Source organism: Vibrio sp. A2-1 (genome assembly GCF_021728355.1).
Lineage (GTDB): Bacteria > Pseudomonadota > Gammaproteobacteria > Enterobacterales > Vibrionaceae > Vibrio > Vibrio splendidus_K.
Map to the genome: position 1 here is coordinate 742,062 of NZ_JAKKCO010000001.1, position 22,489 is coordinate 764,550.

The 22,489-nt window shown below is 42.5% G+C and carries 22 protein-coding genes; 9 read left to right on the plus strand and 13 right to left on the minus strand.

Annotated elements, in window-relative coordinates; genetic code table 11:
• Positions 1 to 28: 28 nt before the first annotated feature.
• Together L3V33_RS03100 and L3V33_RS03105 are read right to left on the minus strand one after the other, a co-directional pair.
• Entirely contained in the window at positions 29 to 523 is a 495-nt protein-coding gene (locus L3V33_RS03100) for a GNAT family N-acetyltransferase (RefSeq protein ID WP_054546973.1), read from the minus strand.
• A gap of 172 nt (positions 524 to 695) precedes the next feature.
• A complete protein-coding gene (locus L3V33_RS03105) occupies positions 696 to 1,679 on the minus strand; it encodes a DUF2860 family protein (protein WP_054546974.1) in 984 nt (327 codons plus the stop codon).
• Between the two features lie 202 nt (positions 1,680 to 1,881).
• Here L3V33_RS03105 and L3V33_RS03110 point away from each other — a divergent pair, with 202 nt between their 5' ends.
• Positions 1,882 to 2,379, plus strand: coding sequence for a fasciclin domain-containing protein (locus tag L3V33_RS03110; RefSeq protein WP_054546975.1), 498 nt, complete (start codon positions 1,882 to 1,884; stop codon positions 2,377 to 2,379).
• 127 nt (positions 2,380 to 2,506) lie between these two features.
• Here L3V33_RS03110 and L3V33_RS03115 read toward each other — a convergent pair whose 3' ends face one another.
• The 6 genes from L3V33_RS03115 to L3V33_RS03140 form a co-directional block, all read right to left on the minus strand.
• Positions 2,507 to 2,803: a hypothetical protein gene (locus L3V33_RS03115; protein WP_004730457.1), complete on the minus strand. Its 297-nt coding sequence runs from the start codon at positions 2,801 to 2,803 to the stop codon at positions 2,507 to 2,509.
• A 106-nt stretch (positions 2,804 to 2,909) separates the two neighbouring features.
• Positions 2,910 to 3,389 carry a GNAT family N-acetyltransferase gene (locus L3V33_RS03120; RefSeq protein ID WP_237288967.1) on the minus strand — a complete coding sequence of 160 codons (480 nt, stop codon included), beginning with the start codon at positions 3,387 to 3,389 and terminating at the stop codon, positions 2,910 to 2,912.
• A 91-nt stretch (positions 3,390 to 3,480) separates the two neighbouring features.
• A complete protein-coding gene (locus L3V33_RS03125) occupies positions 3,481 to 3,795 on the minus strand; it encodes a cupin domain-containing protein (RefSeq protein ID WP_102551770.1) in 315 nt (104 codons plus the stop codon).
• 90 nt (positions 3,796 to 3,885) lie between these two features.
• The gene (locus L3V33_RS03130; RefSeq protein WP_237288970.1) at positions 3,886 to 4,389 is read right to left on the minus strand and encodes a YgjV family protein; all 504 of its coding nucleotides are present in this window, start codon (positions 4,387 to 4,389) and stop codon (positions 3,886 to 3,888) included.
• 120 nt (positions 4,390 to 4,509) lie between these two features.
• Complete coding sequence (locus L3V33_RS03135) at positions 4,510 to 5,310, minus strand: PhzF family phenazine biosynthesis protein (protein ID WP_237288972.1); 801 nt, start codon at positions 5,308 to 5,310, stop codon at positions 4,510 to 4,512.
• Between the two features lie 277 nt (positions 5,311 to 5,587).
• Positions 5,588 to 6,238, minus strand: a complete 651-nt coding sequence (locus tag L3V33_RS03140; RefSeq protein ID WP_065206015.1) for a LysE family transporter — start codon at positions 6,236 to 6,238, stop codon at positions 5,588 to 5,590.
• A 360-nt stretch (positions 6,239 to 6,598) separates the two neighbouring features.
• On the opposite strand from L3V33_RS03140, the gene L3V33_RS03145 reads away from it, so the two are divergent.
• Positions 6,599 to 7,630: an extracellular solute-binding protein gene (locus L3V33_RS03145; RefSeq protein WP_237288975.1), complete on the plus strand. Its 1,032-nt coding sequence runs from the start codon at positions 6,599 to 6,601 to the stop codon at positions 7,628 to 7,630.
• Between the two features lie 3 nt (positions 7,631 to 7,633).
• Positions 7,634 to 10,066 (plus strand): bifunctional diguanylate cyclase/phosphodiesterase, encoded by a 2,433-nt coding sequence (locus L3V33_RS03150; RefSeq protein WP_065206013.1) that lies wholly within the window; start codon positions 7,634 to 7,636, stop codon positions 10,064 to 10,066.
• A 348-nt stretch (positions 10,067 to 10,414) separates the two neighbouring features.
• On the opposite strand, the gene L3V33_RS03155 is transcribed toward L3V33_RS03150, so the two are convergent.
• A complete protein-coding gene (locus tag L3V33_RS03155; RefSeq protein ID WP_065206012.1) occupies positions 10,415 to 11,440 on the minus strand; it encodes a diguanylate cyclase in 1,026 nt (341 codons plus the stop codon).
• A gap of 9 nt (positions 11,441 to 11,449) precedes the next feature.
• Positions 11,450 to 11,905: a hypothetical protein gene (locus L3V33_RS03160; protein ID WP_065206011.1), complete on the minus strand. Its 456-nt coding sequence runs from the start codon at positions 11,903 to 11,905 to the stop codon at positions 11,450 to 11,452.
• A 487-nt stretch (positions 11,906 to 12,392) separates the two neighbouring features.
• On the opposite strand from L3V33_RS03160, the gene L3V33_RS03165 reads away from it, so the two are divergent.
• The 6 genes from L3V33_RS03165 (at position 12,393) to L3V33_RS03190 (ending at position 17,993) form a co-directional block, all read left to right on the plus strand.
• Positions 12,393 to 12,785 (plus strand): cytochrome c, encoded by a 393-nt coding sequence (locus L3V33_RS03165; protein WP_237288977.1) that lies wholly within the window; start codon positions 12,393 to 12,395, stop codon positions 12,783 to 12,785.
• Positions 12,786 to 12,852: 67 nt separating this feature from the next.
• Positions 12,853 to 14,277, plus strand: coding sequence for a cytochrome-c oxidase, cbb3-type subunit I (gene ccoN, locus L3V33_RS03170; protein ID WP_237288979.1), 1,425 nt, complete (start codon positions 12,853 to 12,855; stop codon positions 14,275 to 14,277).
• Complete coding sequence (locus L3V33_RS03175) at positions 14,278 to 14,892, plus strand: cbb3-type cytochrome c oxidase subunit II (RefSeq protein ID WP_004730430.1); 615 nt, start codon at positions 14,278 to 14,280, stop codon at positions 14,890 to 14,892.
• Complete coding sequence (locus L3V33_RS03180; RefSeq protein ID WP_237288981.1) at positions 14,889 to 17,045, plus strand: cytochrome c; 2,157 nt, start codon at positions 14,889 to 14,891, stop codon at positions 17,043 to 17,045. Before L3V33_RS03175 ends, L3V33_RS03180 begins: the two co-directional genes overlap by 4 nt.
• A gap of 253 nt (positions 17,046 to 17,298) precedes the next feature.
• The gene (locus tag L3V33_RS03185; RefSeq protein WP_004730426.1) at positions 17,299 to 17,526 is read left to right on the plus strand and encodes a PAS factor family protein; all 228 of its coding nucleotides are present in this window, start codon (positions 17,299 to 17,301) and stop codon (positions 17,524 to 17,526) included.
• A gap of 284 nt (positions 17,527 to 17,810) precedes the next feature.
• Positions 17,811 to 17,993: a hypothetical protein gene (locus tag L3V33_RS03190; protein ID WP_004730424.1), complete on the plus strand. Its 183-nt coding sequence runs from the start codon at positions 17,811 to 17,813 to the stop codon at positions 17,991 to 17,993.
• 268 nt (positions 17,994 to 18,261) lie between these two features.
• On the opposite strand, the gene L3V33_RS03195 is transcribed toward L3V33_RS03190, so the two are convergent.
• The 3 genes from L3V33_RS03195 to L3V33_RS03205 form a co-directional block, all read right to left on the minus strand.
• On the minus strand, positions 18,262 to 19,554 hold the full coding sequence (locus tag L3V33_RS03195; RefSeq protein ID WP_237288992.1) for an alpha/beta fold hydrolase: 1,293 nt from the start codon (positions 19,552 to 19,554) through the stop codon (positions 18,262 to 18,264).
• Positions 19,555 to 19,939: 385 nt separating this feature from the next.
• Positions 19,940 to 20,677, minus strand: coding sequence for a DUF3726 domain-containing protein (locus L3V33_RS03200; protein WP_114635447.1), 738 nt, complete (start codon positions 20,675 to 20,677; stop codon positions 19,940 to 19,942).
• Positions 20,674 to 22,485, minus strand: a complete 1,812-nt coding sequence (locus L3V33_RS03205) for a hypothetical protein (protein WP_237288995.1) — start codon at positions 22,483 to 22,485, stop codon at positions 20,674 to 20,676. Before L3V33_RS03205 ends, L3V33_RS03200 begins: the two co-directional genes overlap by 4 nt.
• Positions 22,486 to 22,489 lie beyond the last annotated feature (4 nt).

Here is a 22,489-nt window from a genome sequence, read left to right on the forward strand (position 1 = left end):
ATATAGTAGGAACCCGTTTAGCTCGATATCAACGATAATCCGGTCGAATTCTCGACATCAGCAACATATCGATATATTTACCCGCTTTGAATGTACTCAGCCTTTTGGTGCCTTCTAACTGAAAACCCACTCGTTCATATAAAGCAATCGCGGAGTGGTTATCTGCATGAACCTCAAGCTCAAGACGAACTAGATTTAGCCAATTATCGGCCTGATTAACCACCTCTTGCATCAAAGCCTTTCCTATCCCCTTCCCTTGAGCTTCAGGGTGAATCGCAATACCAAGCCCAGCACAGTGCCTGTCTCTTACCTTTGTGGTCATGAATAGCGTAATGTGTCCTACGACTTTCTCTGATAATTCGGCGACCAATGTGAAATGATCAGAATGGCCAAACAGTCGCTCCACTTGGTCAGAACTAAGATAAGGCTTTTGTGAGGTATTTTCTGAAACTGAAGGGTGGCGATAAATATCAAAAATATCGTGGCTATCCGTTGCTTCTAAATGTCTAATTTGTATATCCAAAACGTTTCCTTATCATATTATTTTTGTCCATAAGCTAATTTTCATATTACGGATAGCAACGGGCACCTACAACCTTTGAAAGTGTAAGTGCCCGAAATAATTAAACAAATAGAAAGACTGAGCTTCTGCTTCTGCTTCTGCTTTGATTAGTATTGTTTACGCAGTGTGAATATCAGAATTTGTAGTCAACACCAACACTCGCTAATGCTTGTTCAGAGCTGTAAAAGTCAATCTTAGAGTCAATCGACCTTACACCGAGTAATGAAATAAACGACCAATCTTCATAACCCATTAAGCCACCAAACTCATAAGCTAAGAATGCACCGAATTCATTCTCTTCACGTACTTGCCCGTAAATTGGATTCGACTCATCATATTCACGATCACTTGCATCTAGGGTGACAACAAAACCATGACGACCGATTCTCTTTGCGTAGTTTAATTCAATACCATAACTATCGAAGCTGAGTGCTCCTCCTTCTGCGTCTGAGTGGAAATACACCATTGAAGGAACAAATAGACCTGCTTGGTTTGGCAAGATAAAGCGGTACCCTGCTTTGGCGTACACATAGGTTCTTTCCCTATCCAGCAGCACAGCATTTTCAGGAGATAAGCCTTGGCTACCAGATAGCTCTTCATCAACATCAGATTGCCCAAATGCGAGATCCGTTCGAAAACCAGTTCCACCGATATTAGTGAGCTGCAGTCGTCCTACATTACCTTTCACATCCGTTTCATTTCGATTAACGCCAACAGCATACGGATCCGTCCAAGCCTTGCCCGAGATAAGCGTAGGAAGAACAGAAAAATCCAATATTGTGCCTCCAGATAGCTGATGTCGATAACCAATCTCAAAAGCAATGGTACCTGTTGCAATATCCTCTCGAGTGGTGCCCGCATACACTTGATGAGTCAGTGACTCACCAAAGGTATATTGAACCGTACCCAAAAAACCGAGTAGCCCTAGATTTTCGCTGTCCCCCTCCTTGGTGTTAGTTGCTTGATTCGCGTCTTGCTCGGTGCTCAAGTTACTGCTGTCAGAAGATACACCCGTCAAGACACTAAAGTTACCACTGAAACCTTCCGTTGGTGCAAGGCCACTATAAGCTGGCATTGAAGCGAATGCCGAAAATACAACTGGTAAAACAAACCTCATATTCACATCCATTAATTGAATAATCACCCGTTAACTATATGTATTAAATTAAAATTATAACAACTATTTAACGGAGACATTCATTCAGCTGACGAATTGGGTGTCTAAAAAATAGGTTCAAAGGTGCAATAAGTTGATCTATCGCTTTTAAGCTTTCGTAGAACTTCTCGAAAATAACGGACAAAACTCAAAGGAAGACAATATGTTTAACAAATTAATCAAAACCACATCAGTGCTAGTTGCGACGCTTCTTTTTACGGCTTTTGCTCACGCTAACCACCACGAGATGAAGAAAGACATCGTTGATGTTGCGGCTGAAAACGGCTCTTTCAATACTTTAGTGGCTGCAGTAAAAGCAGCGGACTTAGTTGACACATTGAAAGGTGAAGGCCCTTTCACTGTATTAGCTCCCACTGATGAGGCATTTGCTGCGTTACCAGAAGGAACGGTCGACATGTTGTTGAAGCCAGAAAACAAAGACAAATTAGTTGCAGTGCTCACATACCATGTAATACCAGGTAAAATCATGGCAGCTGAAGTTATGAAATTAAATAGCGCAGTGACGGTTCAAGGCGGTGCGGTAATGATAGCGATTGATGACGGCAACGTAATGATAGACAACGCTAAAGTTATTATGCCAGACGTTGAGGCTAGCAATGGTGTTATCCATGTGATCGACGCTGTGCTGTTGCCTAAATAAGAAATACAATATCGGTCAAAGTCTTTTAAGAGGGTGTGACAGGTCACGCCCTTTTCATCTTTTAACTAAAAAGTTAATCACGGTCTCAAGCCAAGCGAGGCTGCCTTTATATCAACAAGAACCCGAGTTACACAAACAAGCGGCCGAATATTAGAAATGCCGCCATCGACACCACCTTCGTGAAGACCACCACCCAGATGCAATCACCAATACTAGAGTGCGTCGCTTTCCCGAGAAGGAACACAAACAGAATCAACCCCAACACCCAACCCACTGTCGGAATCAATGACACCAAAGCAACGATTACAGCAATAGTAAGAAGGGATTTAAAGTCTGCGACCACGAAAGACATTTTGGAGGCGATATACATGCAGCATGCTGTTATTAATGCGTCCATCACAAACGCTAAAGCTTCAATTCCCACGTTACTTCCTTCACTCAAATTAGTTGCAGTGAATATTATCGCTAAAGTGATGATTTTTCTTTAAGAAGAGAACCAAAAACAGGTGAAAACTGTAACAAAAATGAGATTACCGTTCGTCTGAAGGCACTACCTTCTCCATCACGTAATTGGTGAGTTTTACGCCACGCATTTCAACTTCCTGCTCATTAACGACCTTAAAACCAAGGTGTTCATAGAAAGGCCTTGCGGTAATACTTACTTCAGAGAAATACCGCGATACACCACGAACACGACCAACAACAAGAACATGTTCCATTAGCGCTCTTCCAACGCCTTTACCCAGGCATTCATGATGACAGAAGAAATGATCAATCAAGCCATTGGGTTGCAGGTCAGTATAGCCAACAACGCAACCATCTAACTCAGCCACAAAAGGTAGTAACTCGTTCATGCGCTTTTGCCAAAGCTCAGAGTCAAAACCGTTTGGAGCCCAAGCCTCTACTTGCTGCTGAGAATAATCTCGAACATTAATGTTACGAACGGTATGAAAGTAAATCTCCCACAACGCCTTAGCATCACTGGTTTGGTAATTTCGGATTCTAACCACGACATAGTCCTTTCATGTATTTAGCGTATTGGACAGGTAAAGTATTATCCCTATGTGCTCTCTGAATGAGTCGACTCTAGAACAAAGAGTTTCAACGATAAAACACAGCCAACCAGATCGTCACCATGTCTTTGTCTGTACCAATAACCTTGTGCTTTTCTCTTGCGGCAATGTTGATGTAATCCCCTTTTGATAAAGTCACAACGCGTCCATCTTCAAACTCAATCACACCTTGACCTTCAATCACCATCACCCACTCATTCTCATCTTGGTCATACCAACCCTCTTCAGGGGAACTGTGACCATGAGACAATATTCTTTCGATTCGAACACTGTCGTTGGCAAGCAGGTCATTGAATATTTCATTGGGCATCGACGAAGGAACATCAGCGTAAATATTAGACATCGAACTATCCTAATCCTTGTTAACTGTAATCTGGTGCTGCGCTTTGAAGCTTGTGGTTCTTTAACTTAATAAACAGTAGAAAGCCGAAACCTAGGCAGCAACACTCTTTTTGAAGTAAAAACGGTAATAGCCCACTAAGTTACTGCATATAAACAGCGCTTCCATCAGTACGGCTGTTGGAGAGCCAACTAAGTAGTTGTGAACCAACCAAAAACTGGTTCCGATGATCATCAACTCTCTCAATCGACGGTCATCTTTATTGAAGGCTGCAAAGGTTTGAAATACGGAAGCAAAGCAACTCAATATGCTTGTCAGCCCCGAGTAAGTCACGGCCGTTGCGACCACCGACATGGAACAGAACAAATATTTAAACTTAGACGATGTAGAAAACACGCTCGTTAAATAGCGAACAGTGGCAATCGTCATTAAGCTCGCCGCTGTCCATTGTTCGATAAGAATAAAGTGACTCGAAATAAGCACACCAGCAAAGAACAGACAAGTGACGATTTTCTTCCTTTCCTTAAACTGAAATGACAAAAGATCGAAACAGATCGCAATCGCGACTAATACTTGAGAAAGATAAAAGGTTGACACGGTGATTCCTTCAATAATAACATTACGCCCGAGCCGTTTTGTTCAACCATGAATAGCCTAAGAAACTCTCTTGGTTAATTCAAAAATACGGCAACAGTGATTCAAAGCTTCAACAGGGATCTAAAGTTTCAACACACCACTAATCACAGTGATAGCAGAACCTATTAACTTTATTCGCCCGTTAGCTAATAACTCTGTCGACATATAGCCACCACGACGAGACGCCTGATAAGCATTGAAACTACTTTTGTTTAGCTTTTCTGCCCAGTGCTGCGTCAATGCACAATGTGCCGAACCAGTGACGGGGTCTTCCTTAACACCCACCCATGGCGCAAAGTAGCGAGAAACAAAATCAAGTTCAGGATTTGATGAAACTGCCGTTACCACAACACCTCTACCATCCATGCGTTTCAAGGAGTCAAAGTTTGGCGACAAATCCGATAGAACGCGCTCATCAACGACTTCGATTAACTGCTTCGAATCAAACTCTCTAAATGAAACAACTTGGTTGAACTCCAAGCCAAGGTGTTCGAGCAATTCTTGATCGGGTTCCAGACTCGGCGATAAATGAGTGCTAGGAAAATCCAGCTCGATAGACGATTCACGAACCGTGGCAGATAACTCACCAGACAAAGTATCAAAAACTACCTTATCACCCGTTTTCACTAACCCTTGCTCTTTCAATACGTGGACGGTTGCCAAAGTACCATGTCCACATAGTTTCACTTCTACTTCTGGCGTGAACCATTTAAGCGTCATAGTGTTAAGCACAAGAAAAGCCGTTTCTGATACCGCCATCTCTTCCGCTATTGAAAACATTAATGCTTCATTCAAAGGCTCTTGAGAAATACAAACCCCAGCAGGATTTCCTTTAAAGGCTTGGGTTGTGAACGAATCTACTTGATATATATCTAAATCCACAATGGTTCCTAGCTCTTATATTGGATAAATATTGTTGCCTACAATAAGCACAAACACCCCGTGCTACAAGTGTTCAACAGCAACATAATTAATACTTATTTAAGAAGTAAGGAATGATAAACAAAGAGTTATGAAAATAATAGGCGGATTAAGCAGAAGGTTTAATATCGGGCAGATAAGAGCTAAAACGTATCAGCCTGGTACTTAACAAGCACACATTCGCGGCGCATAGGCATTGTATCGTGCCACAAACGTAGGTTAATCAGTAATGATGAATCTACTGACGTACCAAAGCAGATTTCACAATGGTCAAGCCAAGCAGACCCAGCATGACTCCTGTCACTTTATCAATATAGTAAGCAACACGTGTGAACTCTCGACGAACTTTAGGTGCCGATAAAAGGAATATGATTGCTGCATCCCACACAAATACAACCACCGTCATCCAAACTCCCAGCCCGAGCTTGAACATGAAGCCAATGTCATTGTTCAACACAACCGTGAATAAGCTCAAATAGAACAAAAGGTTTTTGGGATTAAGAATTCCTGATAGAAAACCCGTGATGAATTCTTTAAGAAAAGTCGTTTGGTTGAAGCTATCTCCTTCGGTAACATCCATATTGCTGTAATTACATTTCTTCGCTCTTATCGCTTGCACAGCAAGATAAACAAGAAACACACCACCAATGATCTTCAGTACAATCATAACGGAAACGGAAGCCGCTAGAATAGACCCTACTCCAACCAAGCACAAAGCAATATAAACCGCATTCGCACTGGCAATACCGAATGCAACGCCTAATGCTTTTCTTCCCTTATTTCGAACAGCACTCTTCACCACAATCACAAAGTCTGGCCCGGGACTCAATAACGCTAGAAAGTGAGCAATCGCCACGGTAACAAAAATTCCGACTAAACCCGTATCCATAAACCAATGTCCTTATTGTAAAATTTAATGCATTATTATTGCATAATAATTGGAGGCTGGGTTTTATTGGTTAACTGTTAATGTTTAGATACTAAGAGGATCAGACAGACAACACGTTTTAATCAGTCTTGTTAGGTACGAGACTTCCTAATAATAAGCTTTTCAATGTTTAGATTATCAAACCACGATTTAGCTTAGTGAGCTTTTGACCAAGGCTCAATAACTCGCTTATTTGGAGTCAGAAAATTGTTGTTCACGTGCAATGCATTAGGTTGTACTAAAATAAGAGGCCTAAATTTGAACTATGTCTCAAGAATTGGGCTACGATTTAATTAATCACAGTACGAAAGGAATCCGTCAGTGAAAACATTCTATGTTTCAATTGTTGCATCATCATCCTTTTTAACTGGCTCTGCACTTGGCCAAACCCATGAAATTTACCTCTACAATTGGGATGAGTTTTTATCTGATCGTGTTATTACCCAGTTACGCGATACTTACGATATTTCGCTGAAACAACAGTACTTCTCTGATGAGTCAATAAGAGATGAAGTTTTATTGAGCGAACGTCGAGGCGCTTTTGAACTAGTTATTGTAGAAAGTGTAAAACTTAAAGCGTTAGCCGAACAAAATCTATTCCACAACCTCCAAGACTTGCAACAATCCATTGCAGGAAACTTTGATTCTAGATGGGTTGATGGATGTGGAGATTACGGTATCCCTTATGCTTGGGGGACATCAGGCATCTTGTATCGAAGCGATAAAGTTACTACTCCCGAATCTTGGAATGCCATTCTTGATCCCGACACAAAAGCCAGTGGCAAAATAAGTATGTATTACGAAGCAACAGATTTAGTGAGTACTGCACTGTTGGCACATCAATTTGATCCGTTCACGAACAACGAACAAGAACTGCGCGTTGCGTATAAAACCCTACAAACACAGAAGCCGCATCTTGAAAGCAACGAATACGTTATCGATTATATTCACCAGCCTGAACGCCTCTCAAACATTGACCTCGCCTACGGTTATTCAGGCGATAGCTATGCACTCAATGATGCCGAGCCTGGTTCATCTTGGGCATATGTCGTGCCTCAAGAAGGAACAACTTTGTGGCTAGAGTGTATCGCAGCAATTAACAACGGAGCGTTATCTTCACAAGCCACCACAATAATGACATTCTTATCTCAACCCAATATCGCAGCTCAAAACGCGATGGATTCATGGTTTGCAACCCCTGGTACAAAAGCAAAAGAGTTGACCTCTCAAGAGTATCAAAATGACCCTGAACTTTTTCCTAGTAAAGAGATATTAGATCGCAGCTACCTATATAAACAATTAGAACCTAATAGCATTCAAATTCGTAACCGTATTGTCGACAGTCTGAGATAATTGATGCCAGTATTGAAAAAGCTGTATTTCGTACTCATACCAACACTGCTATTTGTCTTTACGATAGCGGGAATGGTCACCTATAATTTCGCATCAAACCATGCGAAACACATGTACCTCGACAAAGTACAATCTGACGTTAACACTGCGTTAGTTGCTGCTGAGTATGAACAACTCGGTTTGTCTTTGTTAGTTAAAGATATCGGGTCGTCGTTACAGTTTCTTCGCTACATTCAAAACCCTAGTGATTACACCACCCTGTCTCTCCTTGAAAAACGAGTACTGCGCGTAATAAACCAGAACCACGTTAGCCAATTTGGACAACGTAATATCTACATCATAGATCCCAAGTTTAAATTAACACTGTCTACATTGAGAGCCGACCCTTTCGAAGGGTTAAAAATTCCCGATAATATTTATGAAAAAATCTTCGACATATATACTTCATTGATAAATAAGAATGAACTATCAAACGAAGGTTTTTCTTATATCTCAGTCAGTGGTGAGCTTAGGTACGCTTATGTTGCTGCAATTGATCCTTATTTACTCCCTCAGGATAAACGTGCAAATAACAGTTTAAATCGATACATATTGATTGCCGACGGGCCCTTAAAGCAACTCTCTAGCTTGTTAATCAAATACAACGATGATGACAATATGCAGCTATTGATTGAACCTTCATCAGACGTTGCCAACATCGAAAATACTCAGTTCGTCATCAAGTCCATTGAACAAACTAACGAAAGCATCAATGTACAGATGACAAGCCGTCATCTCATTGCTCAAGTTAACATTCGCGAGAAAAAGTTTAATCATGAGAAAGCCATCATCGCCAAACAGACCCTACTTGGCTGCTTAGCTACTCTCTTTATAATCATGTTAATTGTCCACCTGGTTGTGCGATACCAACTTGTGCGGCCCCTCAAAGGCTTATTGCACGAGATATCTATCGGTGGGTTAAAGCTTCGTTATTTCAAGCGCTCGTCTGGGCAAAGTGAAATTGATGGCTTAAAGAACGCGTACATTGACTCGTTGACGGAATTAAAATTCGAGGCTGAGTTTGATCAACTCACTAAGTTAGCCAACCGACGTTCGTTCATACGTCACCTTGATGTACGTTTAAAAAGTTCAATGAACTCACGTTGCTATTTGGTTTGTTGGGATATCATCGATTTCAGAAAAATCAATGATTTATACGGTGCAAAAGTAGGTGATAATGTGCTAATTAGCCTAGCTAAAGCGTTGAGAGAAACGCTACAGAACCAACAATCGTCTTTGGGCTTTAGTTGTAGTGATTATTCTCTTGCAAGGCTCGGGGGAAACCAGTTTATTGCCATATTGGAAATCGATGAACATCAATCGATAAGCGAAGAAATTGAGAACATCAACAACACACTGACCGGAACCACTTTCCTTGATTACTATGGATTTAGGCTCTCGGTTGCAACAGGCGTATTGCCTGTCGACACACCAAAATTTGAAGAGATTTGGCATCGATGTATTGATGAGATGTTGATCAATGCTAAGTCTCACAGTGATGGCGAAAGTCGCGTTATTTACGGCGAAGAGTTATTACACACATTAGAGAGACATGATGTCATCGAGAAAAGGCTTTTGGAATGTTGTGAAAGTGACAATTTTGAACTCCGTTTCATGCCTATTCTCAATGCCCAAACACTTCACATCGATGGCGCAGAGTGCCTTATCCGTTGCCCTGCTTTGTTTAGTATTAATGCCGGACCCGATGAATTCATTCCTGTCGCTGAAAAAAGTAATCTAATTTCAAAACTCGACATGTGGGTGATTAGTACCGCAATCAAGAGCTATAAAGAGCTGTCAGAGGTTCACAAATACGAAGGTACCTTATCCATCAACATTTCAGCAATGGAGTTATATAACCGCAATTTTGCAAATAACATTCGTAAAGTTCTTGAACGATATCAAGTACCTCCGGCCAAGATTATTATCGAAATTACCGAGACCAGTTATGTCAAAAGTACAAAACTTACGGTTCAAACTATTGAAAACCTCAGAGGCTTAGGACTAAAAGTGTCCCTCGATGATTTTGGTACTGGCTACACCGCATTTAATCAACTTCTCCACTACCCTGTGGATGAGTTAAAGGTGGATAAGAGTTTTATCGATAATATCGTAAACGACAAAGCCGGCCGCAAGATGGTCGAATCAATGATTAACTTAGGCCATTCTTGTGACACTTTAGTTGTCGGTGAGGGTGTGGAATCAATAGAGCAATATCGACATCTCAAAGAGGCGAATTGCGATTTGATACAAGGTTACTTATTCAGCCAACCATTAACATACCTTCAATTTATCGAGTTTGTTCGAGACCATAATCCTCAGGAAATCTTAGACCCTCAATCCACTGTAGATTCTAGTCCTGACGAAAGAATTGTTTCTCTAACTCAGAAAAAATAACCTCAATACATCGCTTCATATTTTCGAATTCGTATTGGTTGCCACTATTATCCGCAGCGCAGAGAGTTCGCCATCTCATCCATCTCATCCAAGATAAGGTCCGAAGTGAACAAATCAGTTCTGACGTTGCTCTTATGGTGAAAATTAAACGAACGAAGAATCTAATTAAAGCGATATCAAGTAGTCAATAGAAACGTAAAACGACTAAATAAAAGATTGGACACGAGCGATACATTGCTCAACCTAAACGCGGCTGAACGAAGAGGAACCGAGCAAAGCGATTAATGAATGGGGAGAATGAATTAAACAGCTCAGGTAAACTCAATAATGCTCTCACATGAAAGAGCATTAACCTTGCATGGTGGTGACCAACTCCATCATGTCTTTAGAACTTATATTTTTCTTATGTCTCACTACAGCGTCAATCATCAATTCTAAATTACCTGCCGAAATATAATCACTGAGCACCTCGTTAAATTTCTCCTGTATTTCACCACTCGCATGTAAGTGATCAGGGATAAAGAACAAAAACTGACTACCACTGCTACGAAACGAAATAGCACTTTCAGGGATCTTTGCCGTAAGAGACTTAGCGGCTGAACTCACGACTAAGTCGCCATATTCAAGCCCATACTTTTGATTAATCTCGCTAAGATTTCTGATTCGCACGAAGTACAGATCGAAGTTGTTGTCTCTCGAGTAATTATTTTTTACAAATTTCATTAGCGAGACTCTATTATGAAATCCTGTAATACAATCGGTCGAACGGAGTTTTCGTTTAGCGGAAAAATCGATATAAAAAATAGCTCCCGTCATCATCAATATTAAAACAAGAAACGCGCTACTGATTTGATGGACCATGACCAATTTATCGACCATGGAGGTGTTTTCCTCTATCACTGGGCTTTGTAGGCGAAATTTTTCATTAATAAAGCCCACTAACGTATGATAACAAATATCGATTTTTTTCTGTAACGACTCTTTAGGAAGGACGCCTTCGTTGACTAGCTTAATTGAAGACTCTAACGCCTTAAACTTTTCAAACTCTGTTGTAAAGTAAGGTCTAAAGTTGGCTGACTTAATGAAGTTAGACGATTCAGTGCTGTTTATTAAAATATCAAAACGACTCCAAGTAATATCGTACGCTAACCATAATTCATCATAATCGATGGTGTCAGAGCGACTGACCATCAAGAAGTTGGCGTATTCTTTTACTAACTGAAAAACGAACCACGTTGCTTCATTTTGTCGACTCGAAAAACTCTTATTGATGTCGTTAATACGCGTGACACTGTAGATATTTACGGCGAGCACCACCGCCGCTAAAGATAACACGACAATTTTAATGGCAGCCAATGACAGCAGCTTTTTCATAGTAATCCCTTACAAATGAATATCTCGTATCTGCCAAATCATCTTGGCATGGAAATCCGTATTGTTGATGCTTGGATTTGAAGAAAGTGGATAGATCAACCAATAAGGACCTTTATCTCTTACTGACATAAACTCACCATTTTGTTTGATAGCGATAATCGGATGATAATCATCAAAATCTTCTTTAGGTACGGTAATTTTATAATCGTTCAATGCCACAAACGTCACTTGCGACGATATTGGTAAATCAATGGTTTCAAGAATCGTTTGTAGCGTCACACCACTATAAACCGACTTACCATCAACCCAAGGCAGCAAAGTGGTGATTTCTTTTTGAGGCATTAAAAGAAGTTGGTCCCTACTTAACTCATGTTTTTGACCTAAGTGATCGAAAACCGTTAACTCTGAAGCGGCAAAATTGGAAAACGAAAAAAGCGAGAGGGCAAACAAAAGTACAGTTCTCATTCTAAACTCCATTTAAAAAGGTCACTAAATTCAGTCTAGCCTATATTGAGCATTTGACTTGCCTCGCTATTAGCTAATTTTTCAATCACATAACTTTCATGTTAATCATATAGCTTTCACGTTAATCGTATAGCTTTCACATTAATTGAAGACTCTCCTCTGCTTTTTCATCAACACCGTATTCAAATCCGCAGTGCGACGCTTCTTACCCTTCAAACATTCTCTGTTTAACGATGTTTATTATCAAAACATTACTTTTCGAACTCGGTAAGTAATCCAATTGCCCAGTTAAATACGTATCAAGTTATAAATTTAATAATAAATATGGCTCAACAAGTAGCGGGAATGCTCAACGCTGCATAACCTTTAATCGAACGAATCTATATTTAGAGCCTTTCCAATAGCTTTCGTTCAGGTTGTCACAGCCAAGCAACACAGTTCTTAAACCAAAAATCGCTTGTTAACTTTAGAACCAAGGGAACCAGTAATGAGTTTAAATACACACAAGTTTAACCCCATAACCGCACTTTCCGTCCTTTTAATGACACTCGTAACGCATCCAGTTTATGCGGAAGCCGATAATGAAAAATTCGAATTGGGAAAACAAAAAGCCAAGGTATGCATGACCTGTCATGGCGAAGATGGTATCTCGACACAAGATCCCTACCCTAACCTTCGAGGTCAGAAGGTCGGTTATCTCATTTCTTCTTTAAAAGACTACCAGACCAGAGAAAGAACCAGCGGTTTGGCGATACTTATGCAGCAACAAGCCGACACGCTTTCCGATCAAGACATCCGAGATATTTCGTATTTCTACTCTCAATTAGGTCACGAAGCACAAATGGATAACGACTCTCAACTAGGCCACGAATCTCAATAAAGATGCACAGACCAGTATTAAAGAACAACTAGACGACGATTCAAAACTTTAGGCAAGGAGCCTTGTTATGGAACAAGTGACAACGCAGTACAACATTAAGGTCGTTAAATACTTCATCATCGCGTCTTTGATTTGGGCTATTGTAGGTATGATCATCGGGGTGATTCTTGCCGCGCAGTTGTATTGGCCAGTCTTAAACTTCGATTCTCAATATTTCCAATTTGGTCGTCTTCGCCCTCTGCATACCTCAGGCGTTATTTATGGGTTTGTGGTGAACATTTTAATGGGGACTTCACTCTATATTGCTCAGCGAACTGGCCATTGTGAGTTGTTCAATAAAAGCCTTTCATGGATGGTATTTTGGGGATGGCAATTTATTCTATTGCTTGCGGTCATTTCCTTACCCGCAGGCCACACCAGCTCAAAAGAGTATGCGGAACTTGAATGGCCAATCGATTTAATGATCGTGCTGGTTTGGGTGCTTTATGCGGTGTTGTTCTTTGGCACCCTTGCTAAACGAAAGGTCAGCCACATCTTCGTAGCTAACTGGTTCTTTGCTGCATTCATTATCGTCGTTGCAATGATTTTCATTGTGAACAACCTCGCGATGCCGGTCTCGGCCATGAAGTCCTACTCTGTATTCGCAGGTGCTCAAGATGCGATTGTTCAATGGTGGTGGGGACATAATGCCGTTGGTTTCTTACTGACCGCTGGTGTGATTGGTATGAATTACTATTTCATACCTAAAGCGGCAGATCGACCTATCTATTCGTACCGCTTATCTGTGATCCATTTCTGGGGCTTAGTCGGCTTTTATACGTGGGCCGGAACGCACCATTTGGTTTATTCTTCCGTTCCTATCTGGATTCAGAACATCGGCATTGTAATGTCTTTGATCCTGTGGCTCCCTTCTTGGGCCGGTGCGTTCAATAGCGCAATGACCCTTCTACAAAACAAAGAAAAGCTGAAGTCAGACTACATTCTTTTATTCTTTTTCTCAGCAATTCTTTACTACTGCTTGGCGACATTCGAAGGTCCCCTACTCGCTATTCGCTGGTTCAACATGGTGGCACACAACACCGAATGGATCATCGGTCACGTACATTCCGCAGCTCTCGGATGGGTTGGAATGTCAGGGATAGCGGTTTTTTACTATTTCATTCCGCGCTTATGGGGCCAAACCGATCTTTGGTCACGACGACTGATTAAATGGCACTTTTGGCTCGCTCATGCTGGCGTCGCCATTTATGCGATAGCACTTTGGATCGCAGGCATCGGTGAGGGTTATATGTGGCTCGCTCAAAATGAAAATGGCGAACTGATTTACAGTTTTGTAGAAGCGATGGACTTTAAAGCACCTTGGCTATTCATGCGTTTCTTTGGTGGTGCACTGTTTGTACTTGGATTGTTCTTAATGGCATTCAACTTGTACAAAACGGTTCGTATGCCAGTAGTACACGACGCTAAACATACCGTTAATGAGGGGGCTTAAATGATGAGTAAAGACTTTACACATTCAATCGTCATTTTAATTTTGACCACCGTTGTTGTTGCCTCCTTCTCTTTGTTGGTTTGGGTAGTGCCAAGCATTGTCCGCGGAGACGATATTGCCAAAGGCAGTTTAGCAATGCCACTCACACCGATTGAGTTGGCAGGGCGAGACATCTACATCAGTGAAGGCTGCCATGTGTGTCACACCCAAATGGTTCGCCCTCTAGAGCCAGAAGTGAAACGTAATGGTCGCCCAAATAAAGAAGCCGACGATATTTACGAATTTCCTAACTTGTGGGGCTCTAAACGTACTGGTCCTGACCTCACTAACTTAGGTAGAAAGTATTCTGACCAGTGGCATGTTATTCACCTAACCGATCCTAGAAAAGTCGTACCGACATCGATCATGCCCTCTTACCCGTGGCTGTTTGAACAAACGCTTACAGGCGATGATATCAGCGCAAAAATGGAAGTGTTACGTACCTTAGGTGTGCCTTATACCGATCAAGAAATTGGTGACGCCCGATTGCAAGTAAGAGGCAAAACCAAAGGTGAAGCGCTGATTCGCTATTTACAAAGCCTGGGTAAAGATACGTCACAGGAGGTATCACAATGAGCACATTCTGGAATCTATGGGCGGTACTCTTAACCTTAATATTCTTTATTCTGATGGTGTCTGTTGTCGTTAAATACTGGCGTAGCAATCACAAGGCCGATCACGACCACACCATTGGCACCTTTGATGGTATTGAAGAGAAAGATGCGCCTCCACCTAAGCTGTTATTTGTAAGCTATGCGGTCGCATTTCTTTTGTCTGCTGGTTATTTGGTGCTCTACCCCGGGCTTGGCGAATGGGAAGGATTAGTCGATTGGGAACAAAGCGATGATAAGCTCAGTTCACCATCCACCACTCTCAATGAGCAATTTGCACAAACCAGTGAAACTACGTTAGAGGGATTAGCTGCAGTCCCAGAGATCGTGAACAGCGGTAGGATTCTGTTCCAAACTCACTGCGCGGCTTGTCATCGTGACAACGCTCAAGGTCAGAAGCACTTCCCTAACCTTATTGACCAAGAATGGCTATATGGTGGTAGTGATGAAGCGATCATTCATTCGATCGCCAAAGGGCGAAATGGCGCGATGCCGGGTTGGAGCGAGTTAATGCGACCCGATGAAGTGGCTAAGGTTTCTTACTACTTAGCTTCGCTCAATCAACGCCATACCGATGTTCCAGAAGTGAAAGTCAAAGTCGGCAAAGAGCTGTTTGCAAAATACTGTTCGTCTTGTCACGCCGATGGTTCTATCGCGAATCCGGCGATTGGCGTCCCTGATCTTTCAGATGATATCTGGCTGCACGGAGGGAGTATTGAAGAGATACAACACACTATTAATAAAGGCTTGAACAACCTGATGCCTGCGTTTGATAAACAGCTTACGGAAAACGAGATACTCGCACTGGGTGCTTACATCCGACATGCGGGATCAGAGCAGCAGCAAAGACTCGCGAACCTAGAAGCTCAGTCTGTTGAACGTGGTGAATACCTCGCTTATGCCGGTGACTGTGTCGCGTGTCATAGTGCCGAAGGTGGCGAACCTTTTGCCGGCGGACTGCCTTTTGTGACACCTTTTGGCACCGTCTATTCAACCAATATTACGCCACACACCACCGAAGGTATTGGTACTTATGACTTTGATGATTTCCGAGCCGCGTTAGTTGCAGGTAAAGGTAAGAATGGTTACCTGTACCCTGCAATGCCTTACACCTCTTATCAATACCTCACCGACCAAGACATGGTCGATTTGTGGGAATACATGCAGTCAATCACCGCGGTGCCTCGCCGCAATGACGACAACAGCATGATGTTCCCATCGAATATACGTCTAGGTCTGCTCGGGTGGAACATTGTGTTCATGGATACCGACCCGATTGACTATCAAGTGCCTGACGAACTTAAATCGGAAGTCGAAAACGTTGAGAAATGGCAACAAGGGAAATATTGGGTTGCTGGTCTTGGACATTGCTCTGAGTGCCATACCCCGCGAAACATTGCTCAAGCTCTGATACCTGAACGTATTTTCCAAGGTAACTTGATTGACGGTTGGAATGCGCCCGATATCACGGCCAACGAGCTGTATGTCGATGGTTGGGATGAAGCGACACTGACCGATTTCTTACACACGGGTCACTCAGACAAAGGTACTGCTTTTGCGGGCATGGCAGACGTAGTGAAAAACAGCCTCAGCTTGATGACACGTGAAGATATAGAGTCGATGTCTTATTACCTACTCAGCGGTGACATCAACAACACCATTGCCAGTGACGCGGTTCAGTTACAGCCTAAAGGGTTTGATGAAGACGCTTACGCCACTGACATTTACACTACGTATCGCCAGACATGTGGAGCTTGTCATGGTGACGATGGTAAAGGACGAGACCCAATTGCCCCTACGCTATTGAATAACGGCATTATCATGCACAGCGACCCATTCAACACTATTGCGGTGACTGTGCGCGGCCTACAACCCACCTATCTCGACAAAGACAGAAACTTCATGCCAATGGCAAGCTTTGAAGATGTGCTGTCGGATCAAAGGTTGGCTGAGTTGATCACCTTCGTGCGATTGCATCTTGGAGATAGAGAGGAACCCGTCACAGCGGAACACGTACGAGAGGTAAGAGAAACACTTGAAGCAGCAGGTTACGCTGGAGGATTACACACCACACCTGAGATGTACGAAAATCGAGATAAGAACATTAACATTCGCTAGGTTCTCGACGTATTCGAGTAGCTCAGCAAGTAATAAGTAAGTTTTATATTGATTAATAAACCCAAAGGAGACCAGTGCGTCTCCTTTTCTTTTACCATAACCCGAGTTTTCGACACTTTGCCGCACAACACAATTGTAACTAACTGATTACACAATTAAGCAGAGCTGCACATAATGCGATCAATCTCGCAGAACAAAGATGACACCAAGTGCATAATACGCAAAATTTTCTAAAGATGTACTAAGGACAGTTATGGATACAACTACACTCATCTACGATACGTTGGAAGGCCTGTCGAGCGCAAAGCCACAGCAACACGCTCAAATCCGCCAGAATCTATATAACCAATTAGATTTATCATTTGAGAAGCAGTTGGCTTTATATTCATCAGTTCTTGGTCCAGCAAGTGCTGGTAGATTGACCGACTTGGATAGTGCAGTGATGTCTGCACGCAAGATTGTTGGCTTAGAAAACAGCTAAACAACCTTCAACCTATCTCAACTTTAACGCTGCCATTGTGCAGCGTTTTTTTATGGACGCTATTTACGATAAGGACGGTTGGTTACGATAAACGCCGTTAGTTACGATAAGTACGGTTAAGTACGGTTAAGTACGGTTAAGTAAGATAAGTGCAGGTAGGCCTGTTTTTCAAGTTACACGCATTCTCATTTGGTTAATCTTATGTTCCATTTTTAACAGGTGTGCAACCTCAACAATGGCGCTAATGTTAGTAGCACGTTAACCACACATCGGATGGAAGAATCATGAGAGTACTTATTGAATATACACAAACAGGCAAATACCGTGATCATGCGTGGGAAGCACTAACTATTCGTTCGAAAGGCGAAATTCAAGCTGTGACTCCCTCTTATGCGGCTCAACTTATCGAACAGAACCGCGCCAGCTTATCGACTACTGAAAATCAAGATATAGTCATCCAACCATAATGAGTTTAGGAACTATCCCTCCCGGTTCTTAAACTCTCTGTTTTACTCGCTTTAGTAATCAATACGATACTGAGTAAAAACAGAGTTTGATGACATAAAAAAAACGCTGCACGGATGCAGCGTTTTCTTGTTTCTAGAGTATCTTATTTCTAACGTAGATAGCTTTTGACGTAGATAGCTTTTAACGTTGACTTAGATAGCCTCTAACTCACATAGCTCTTAACGTAGACAGCTTTAACGTAAACAGCTTCTAACGTAAACCGTCTAATTATTTTGGCAGGTTTTCTAACGCTTCAACCATCGTCATTAATTTATCGACAATTCTTTCGCCATCAACTCGCAAGCCATTGTGTTCGTACTCGTTGGTGATCCACGCTTTCGAATTTGGAATATTCGCCAGTGTTTCACGGCTGTAATCCAGTTCTACGTACATGTCGTCAGCGTAAACTGCACATGCCATTGGAACGGTATTCTTGCTTAGCTGCTCTGCATTATACAACTTGCCCCAATCCGATTTTTCAGCCAACAAATTTGCCGCTTCACGTAATGGCTTCAACGTTTCTAGTTGGTCGAACATCCATGGGTACACCATTTCTCCGGTAAACCAGAACTCGCTACCTGATTGGTAGTTAAAGTGTGGGTACTGCTCGCGTACTCGGTGTGCTGACCAGTTAGACGCTGCACCTTGGCAGTAAATCGATTCATGCAAAATAGCGTAGATTGGGTTCGTTAGGTAGCCCTGCTCTTGCTGCATTTGATTTAGGAAGCTATAACTCAGCTGCTTGTTACCGTTCACTTCAACAAAGGCACTTTCCAGTGTGAAATACATTGGAAGGTTTGCTTCGCCGCCACCAAGATTAATGCCGATCAACTGGAACTGTTCAACTGTAAACACCTGACCGTTTGGCAGTCTCACATCATTGTTAAGCAGGTAATCAGAGATCTCGCGACACATAGCTTGTGCTTGCGGGAACTGAGCAAAGAAAGCTCTGTTTTTGTCTTCTACACGCTTGTAAGTCGCACGATAAACATCATCAGCTTCACGCTCAATAGACGGAATACCACCCGTTACATAACAGCGCTGTAGACTTTGTGGGAACAGTGACAAATAGCTCAGTGTACAGAAGCCACCAAAGCTTTGACCAATCGTCGACCATTGTTTAACACCAAACTGCTCACGAATCGCTTCAGCGTCACGAACGATATTGTCGGCTCTGAAATGCGTTAAGTACTCGACTTGTTGTTCTGGAGAAAGGTGCGCCAACGTTTCATGACTGATAACCGTGCTGTTGCCTGTGCCGCGTTGGTCAAGAAGCAGAACACGATAGTTTTGCAATGCACGCTTTAGCCAGCCTGATTGACCGCTTACTCGTGGAGAAGGAAAGCCTGGCCCACCTTGAAAATAGATCAACCACGGCAGTTCTTGTGCGTCTTTTGTAACATCAACCAACTCACGTGCGAAGACTTGGATCTGTTGTCCATCTTTGGCTTGATAATCAAGTGGCAACTCGAAAGAGTGCTGACGATACAGGGTGGTTCCATCAATAAAGTTAGCTTGCACGCTTCATTCCTTTTTATCTGATTCTAAAGTCATTGGTACGAATAAAAATGGCGCCCTTTGACACCCATATGAGCAAGATACGCATAGTAGCTTGTAAATGAAACCGTTTGTTTAACATGAATGTGAACGTGCTTCGTTTAATTGTTCAATTACCTCTCAACGGGTAACAACGTGTGTCAAAACAGTCGGCTTAGAAGAGGCTGATCCAGCGAGAGAGCAAAAGAATGAGGTAAAGAAAATCCAAAGCGCGAGGCAAATAAAAAGAGCTTAACGAGGTGAGGATACGTTAAGCTCTTTGGTTTTATCTGTGTTGATAAACTAACTCGCTTATTTGCCGTTAATCTATCGAACCTGTTAGTTCTAATGATCCTAATAAATCTAGCGACTACGAAGCCGTCAGTTCACCGGCACCTTGAGTCGAGCGTTCGCTGCTCTGAACTAGGATTGCGGTAGCGGTCTCTTTCAGTGCCGCCCACTCTCCATCATCCACCTCAATGCCATCGTTCCATGCTTTCTCTTGAGTTTTAAAAAGCGCTTCTGATTCAATGTGTGTTTGGTAGCCATCTGACAAACGTTCGATATCGAAATCCTGGACGGAAAGTTCGATGGTCATATTGTGGATATGTTCGACCGATGCCAGTGGCAAATCTGATAAAAACAGTTCTGGTGCAACGCAACCACGATTAAGCACATACAAAGTGCTCTTAGGACTAGAGCCGTTATCCCAACGTGCCATGCACGCGATGCCTTTCGCAGCCAGTTTTACAAGCTCGCTATACGCCAACCAACGGTTGTGGCAGTTATTTAGCTCAATTTTCAGCGTCTTCTTACCAACCATTTTTTCAATCGAATAGTCCATAATCACAGGAAGATGACAGGCTAAGCTCGCCTTGTGTAGGTCAACTTCAACGGTATTATCGCTGCGCACTTGAATGTCTACAGGGCAATCGTCTTCAAGACCCATAAAGTTGCTCGCATTGTTAAAATGACGAACACCATCCAAACCGACCATTTGTAAATCTGCCACCATGTTCGCTATCACATCAGCTTCACCACATGTACGACGCATACCTAAAAAGGCTTTATTGACGGCCGCTACCAGTTCATTGTGAGAAACGATCATAACGATTTACCTCCATGTTGGCCTTTCGCATTTGTGCTGTGAGTAGAAACATTTTGCGAACCAGACAGTTCAGCTGCACTTGGTAATATTGGGAACACCCATTCGTCCTGATGAATTTCATCAAGCAATGGTGCACCTTGGAAAAACGTCACTCGTACCCAGCGATCTGAGCGAGGATCAAATTTTGTTGCACCAAACATCGCAAGCTTACAGCGCAACAAGTGCATTGGTGGTGAATCTTGATGCAACACATTCATTTGAATGTCGCCCATCGCTTTGTTACCTAGCGTCCACACACGGCGCGCGATTGCACGATGCTGCGGCTGTTTAACAAGGAATTCAGCCAATGAAAGCTCAGGCGCGAATTGCAATAAAGCGTGGTACAAACGGTAAGCTTGACGGCCGATATCTAAAGGCAATTCACGCTCTTCACCTAGCTCTTCGCCTCGAACTCCGAGTCTTGGTTCTTCTTTGTCTTGAGAGCGATACCAGAACCAATAGTTGTTCTCTGCTTTAGTAAAGTCAGTCGTGATCGCCCAACGATACTTCTCTTCTAGTACAACAAGAAGATCTTGAATCTTTTTGCCGCTAGGAAGCGACAGTGTTTCGCTGCAATTCATTTGCTCTTGATGGGCGTCCACTAACTCTGGGTACAATTCCATCAAACATGAGATAAGGATTTCTTGGGCTTCCATACTCATTTGCTTAGATTGTTCGACTAACTGCGACCATGTATCACACTGGCTGACAGACGTTTCTAGCGATTGCTCTGCTGCTTTCAAATCATCAACAGCGGCTTTGTTCAGCTCTTGCTGTGTTTCATTGATGGTAACGACTTGTTCTAAATGACAAATCGCTTTTTTAACTAAGGTACGTAGTGGCTCGATCAACGCCGTATCAGTCTGACTGGACAACACGTCCGCCAATGCATGTTCACGGGTTGTCATCCACTGATCGACAATACTAGGGTGGTTAATAAGGTATGGCGCCATACCCAAGCCAGTCGCATTGCCAACACCAAGGTAACGTTGTAATCCTCGATGCAAGGTAATCGCTTGTTCACCGCCCTGTTGTTCGGCTAGGTAATGAACCCAATCTAGGCTGAACTCACGTAGCATATAAACTGCACACATTTGCGCACTAAATGACTGATTAAAATCTTCATTTTTCTCCAAGATTTTAAAGTCTGCAATGCCAAATTTGCCATTACCATAAACGGCAGTGGTTCTTAGGATGTAGCCTACTTCAGCGAGTTCTTTTGGCGTTGGTTGAACACCTTTCGCCAAGTGACTCACGATGTGTTCAAACACACGTACACTTTTGTTTGCACGCGCTAAAACAAGTACGTTATTTGGATTACGGCCGGCTTCTTGAAGCGGTACATTCGCACGAAGTCTTTCAAGTAGGGTGACATCAACATCACCAAGAACAAGCGCAAACGTTACGTCCCACTTTTCAGCAATTACACGGTCATTTCGTTCGTCATCTGCAATTTCATCGCAAAAAACAACCAAATGATAAACATGGTTTGGCGTCGCTAGCTTATAGATAACATGACCAAAACCCTGAGCGTCTAATTGCCATTCATGTTTCGTCACTTTCCATTCTTGCTGCGCCATTTTACGAATCAGAGTTCTTACAAAGCTGATACGTGTTTGGTGCATCGCACCTAGCCTTTCCGGTGCCATGACGACCGTTGCGTCACGTAATGCTGATTCAGTGTAGGTAGAACGATGTGCATCCATTTTGCTCACCACCTTATAGTTATAGGATTTTGCTAGCCATTCAGAACCGATCGTTGCCGTCATTTGA

Excerpts from the sequence above, each read along its gene's own strand:
- L3V33_RS03160 (WP_065206011.1), bottom strand. The coding sequence starts at position 11,905 with ATGAGAACTGTACTTTTGTTTGCCCTCTCGCTTTTTTCGTTTTCCAAT.
- L3V33_RS03140 (WP_065206015.1), bottom strand. The coding sequence starts at position 6,238 with ATGGATACGGGTTTAGTCGGAATTTTTGTTACCGTGGCGATTGCTCAC.
- L3V33_RS03185 (WP_004730426.1), top strand. The coding sequence starts at position 17,299 with ATGGATACAACTACACTCATCTACGATACGTTGGAAGGCCTGTCGAGC.
- ccoN (WP_237288979.1), top strand. The coding sequence starts at position 12,853 with ATGGAACAAGTGACAACGCAGTACAACATTAAGGTCGTTAAATACTTC.
- L3V33_RS03125 (WP_102551770.1), bottom strand. The coding sequence starts at position 3,795 with ATGTCTAATATTTACGCTGATGTTCCTTCGTCGATGCCCAATGAAATA.
- L3V33_RS03105 (WP_054546974.1), bottom strand. The coding sequence starts at position 1,679 with ATGAGGTTTGTTTTACCAGTTGTATTTTCGGCATTCGCTTCAATGCCA.
- L3V33_RS03180 (WP_237288981.1), top strand. The coding sequence starts at position 14,889 with ATGAGCACATTCTGGAATCTATGGGCGGTACTCTTAACCTTAATATTC.
- L3V33_RS03155 (WP_065206012.1), bottom strand. The coding sequence starts at position 11,440 with ATGAAAAAGCTGCTGTCATTGGCTGCCATTAAAATTGTCGTGTTATCT.
- L3V33_RS03175 (WP_004730430.1), top strand. The coding sequence starts at position 14,278 with ATGATGAGTAAAGACTTTACACATTCAATCGTCATTTTAATTTTGACC.
- L3V33_RS03165 (WP_237288977.1), top strand. The coding sequence starts at position 12,393 with ATGAGTTTAAATACACACAAGTTTAACCCCATAACCGCACTTTCCGTC.
- L3V33_RS03200 (WP_114635447.1), bottom strand. The coding sequence starts at position 20,677 with ATGATCGTTTCTCACAATGAACTGGTAGCGGCCGTCAATAAAGCCTTT.
- L3V33_RS03110 (WP_054546975.1), top strand. The coding sequence starts at position 1,882 with ATGTTTAACAAATTAATCAAAACCACATCAGTGCTAGTTGCGACGCTT.
- L3V33_RS03190 (WP_004730424.1), top strand. The coding sequence starts at position 17,811 with ATGAGAGTACTTATTGAATATACACAAACAGGCAAATACCGTGATCAT.
- L3V33_RS03205 (WP_237288995.1), bottom strand. The coding sequence starts at position 22,485 with ATGACGGCAACGATCGGTTCTGAATGGCTAGCAAAATCCTATAACTAT.
- L3V33_RS03150 (WP_065206013.1), top strand. The coding sequence starts at position 7,634 with ATGCCAGTATTGAAAAAGCTGTATTTCGTACTCATACCAACACTGCTA.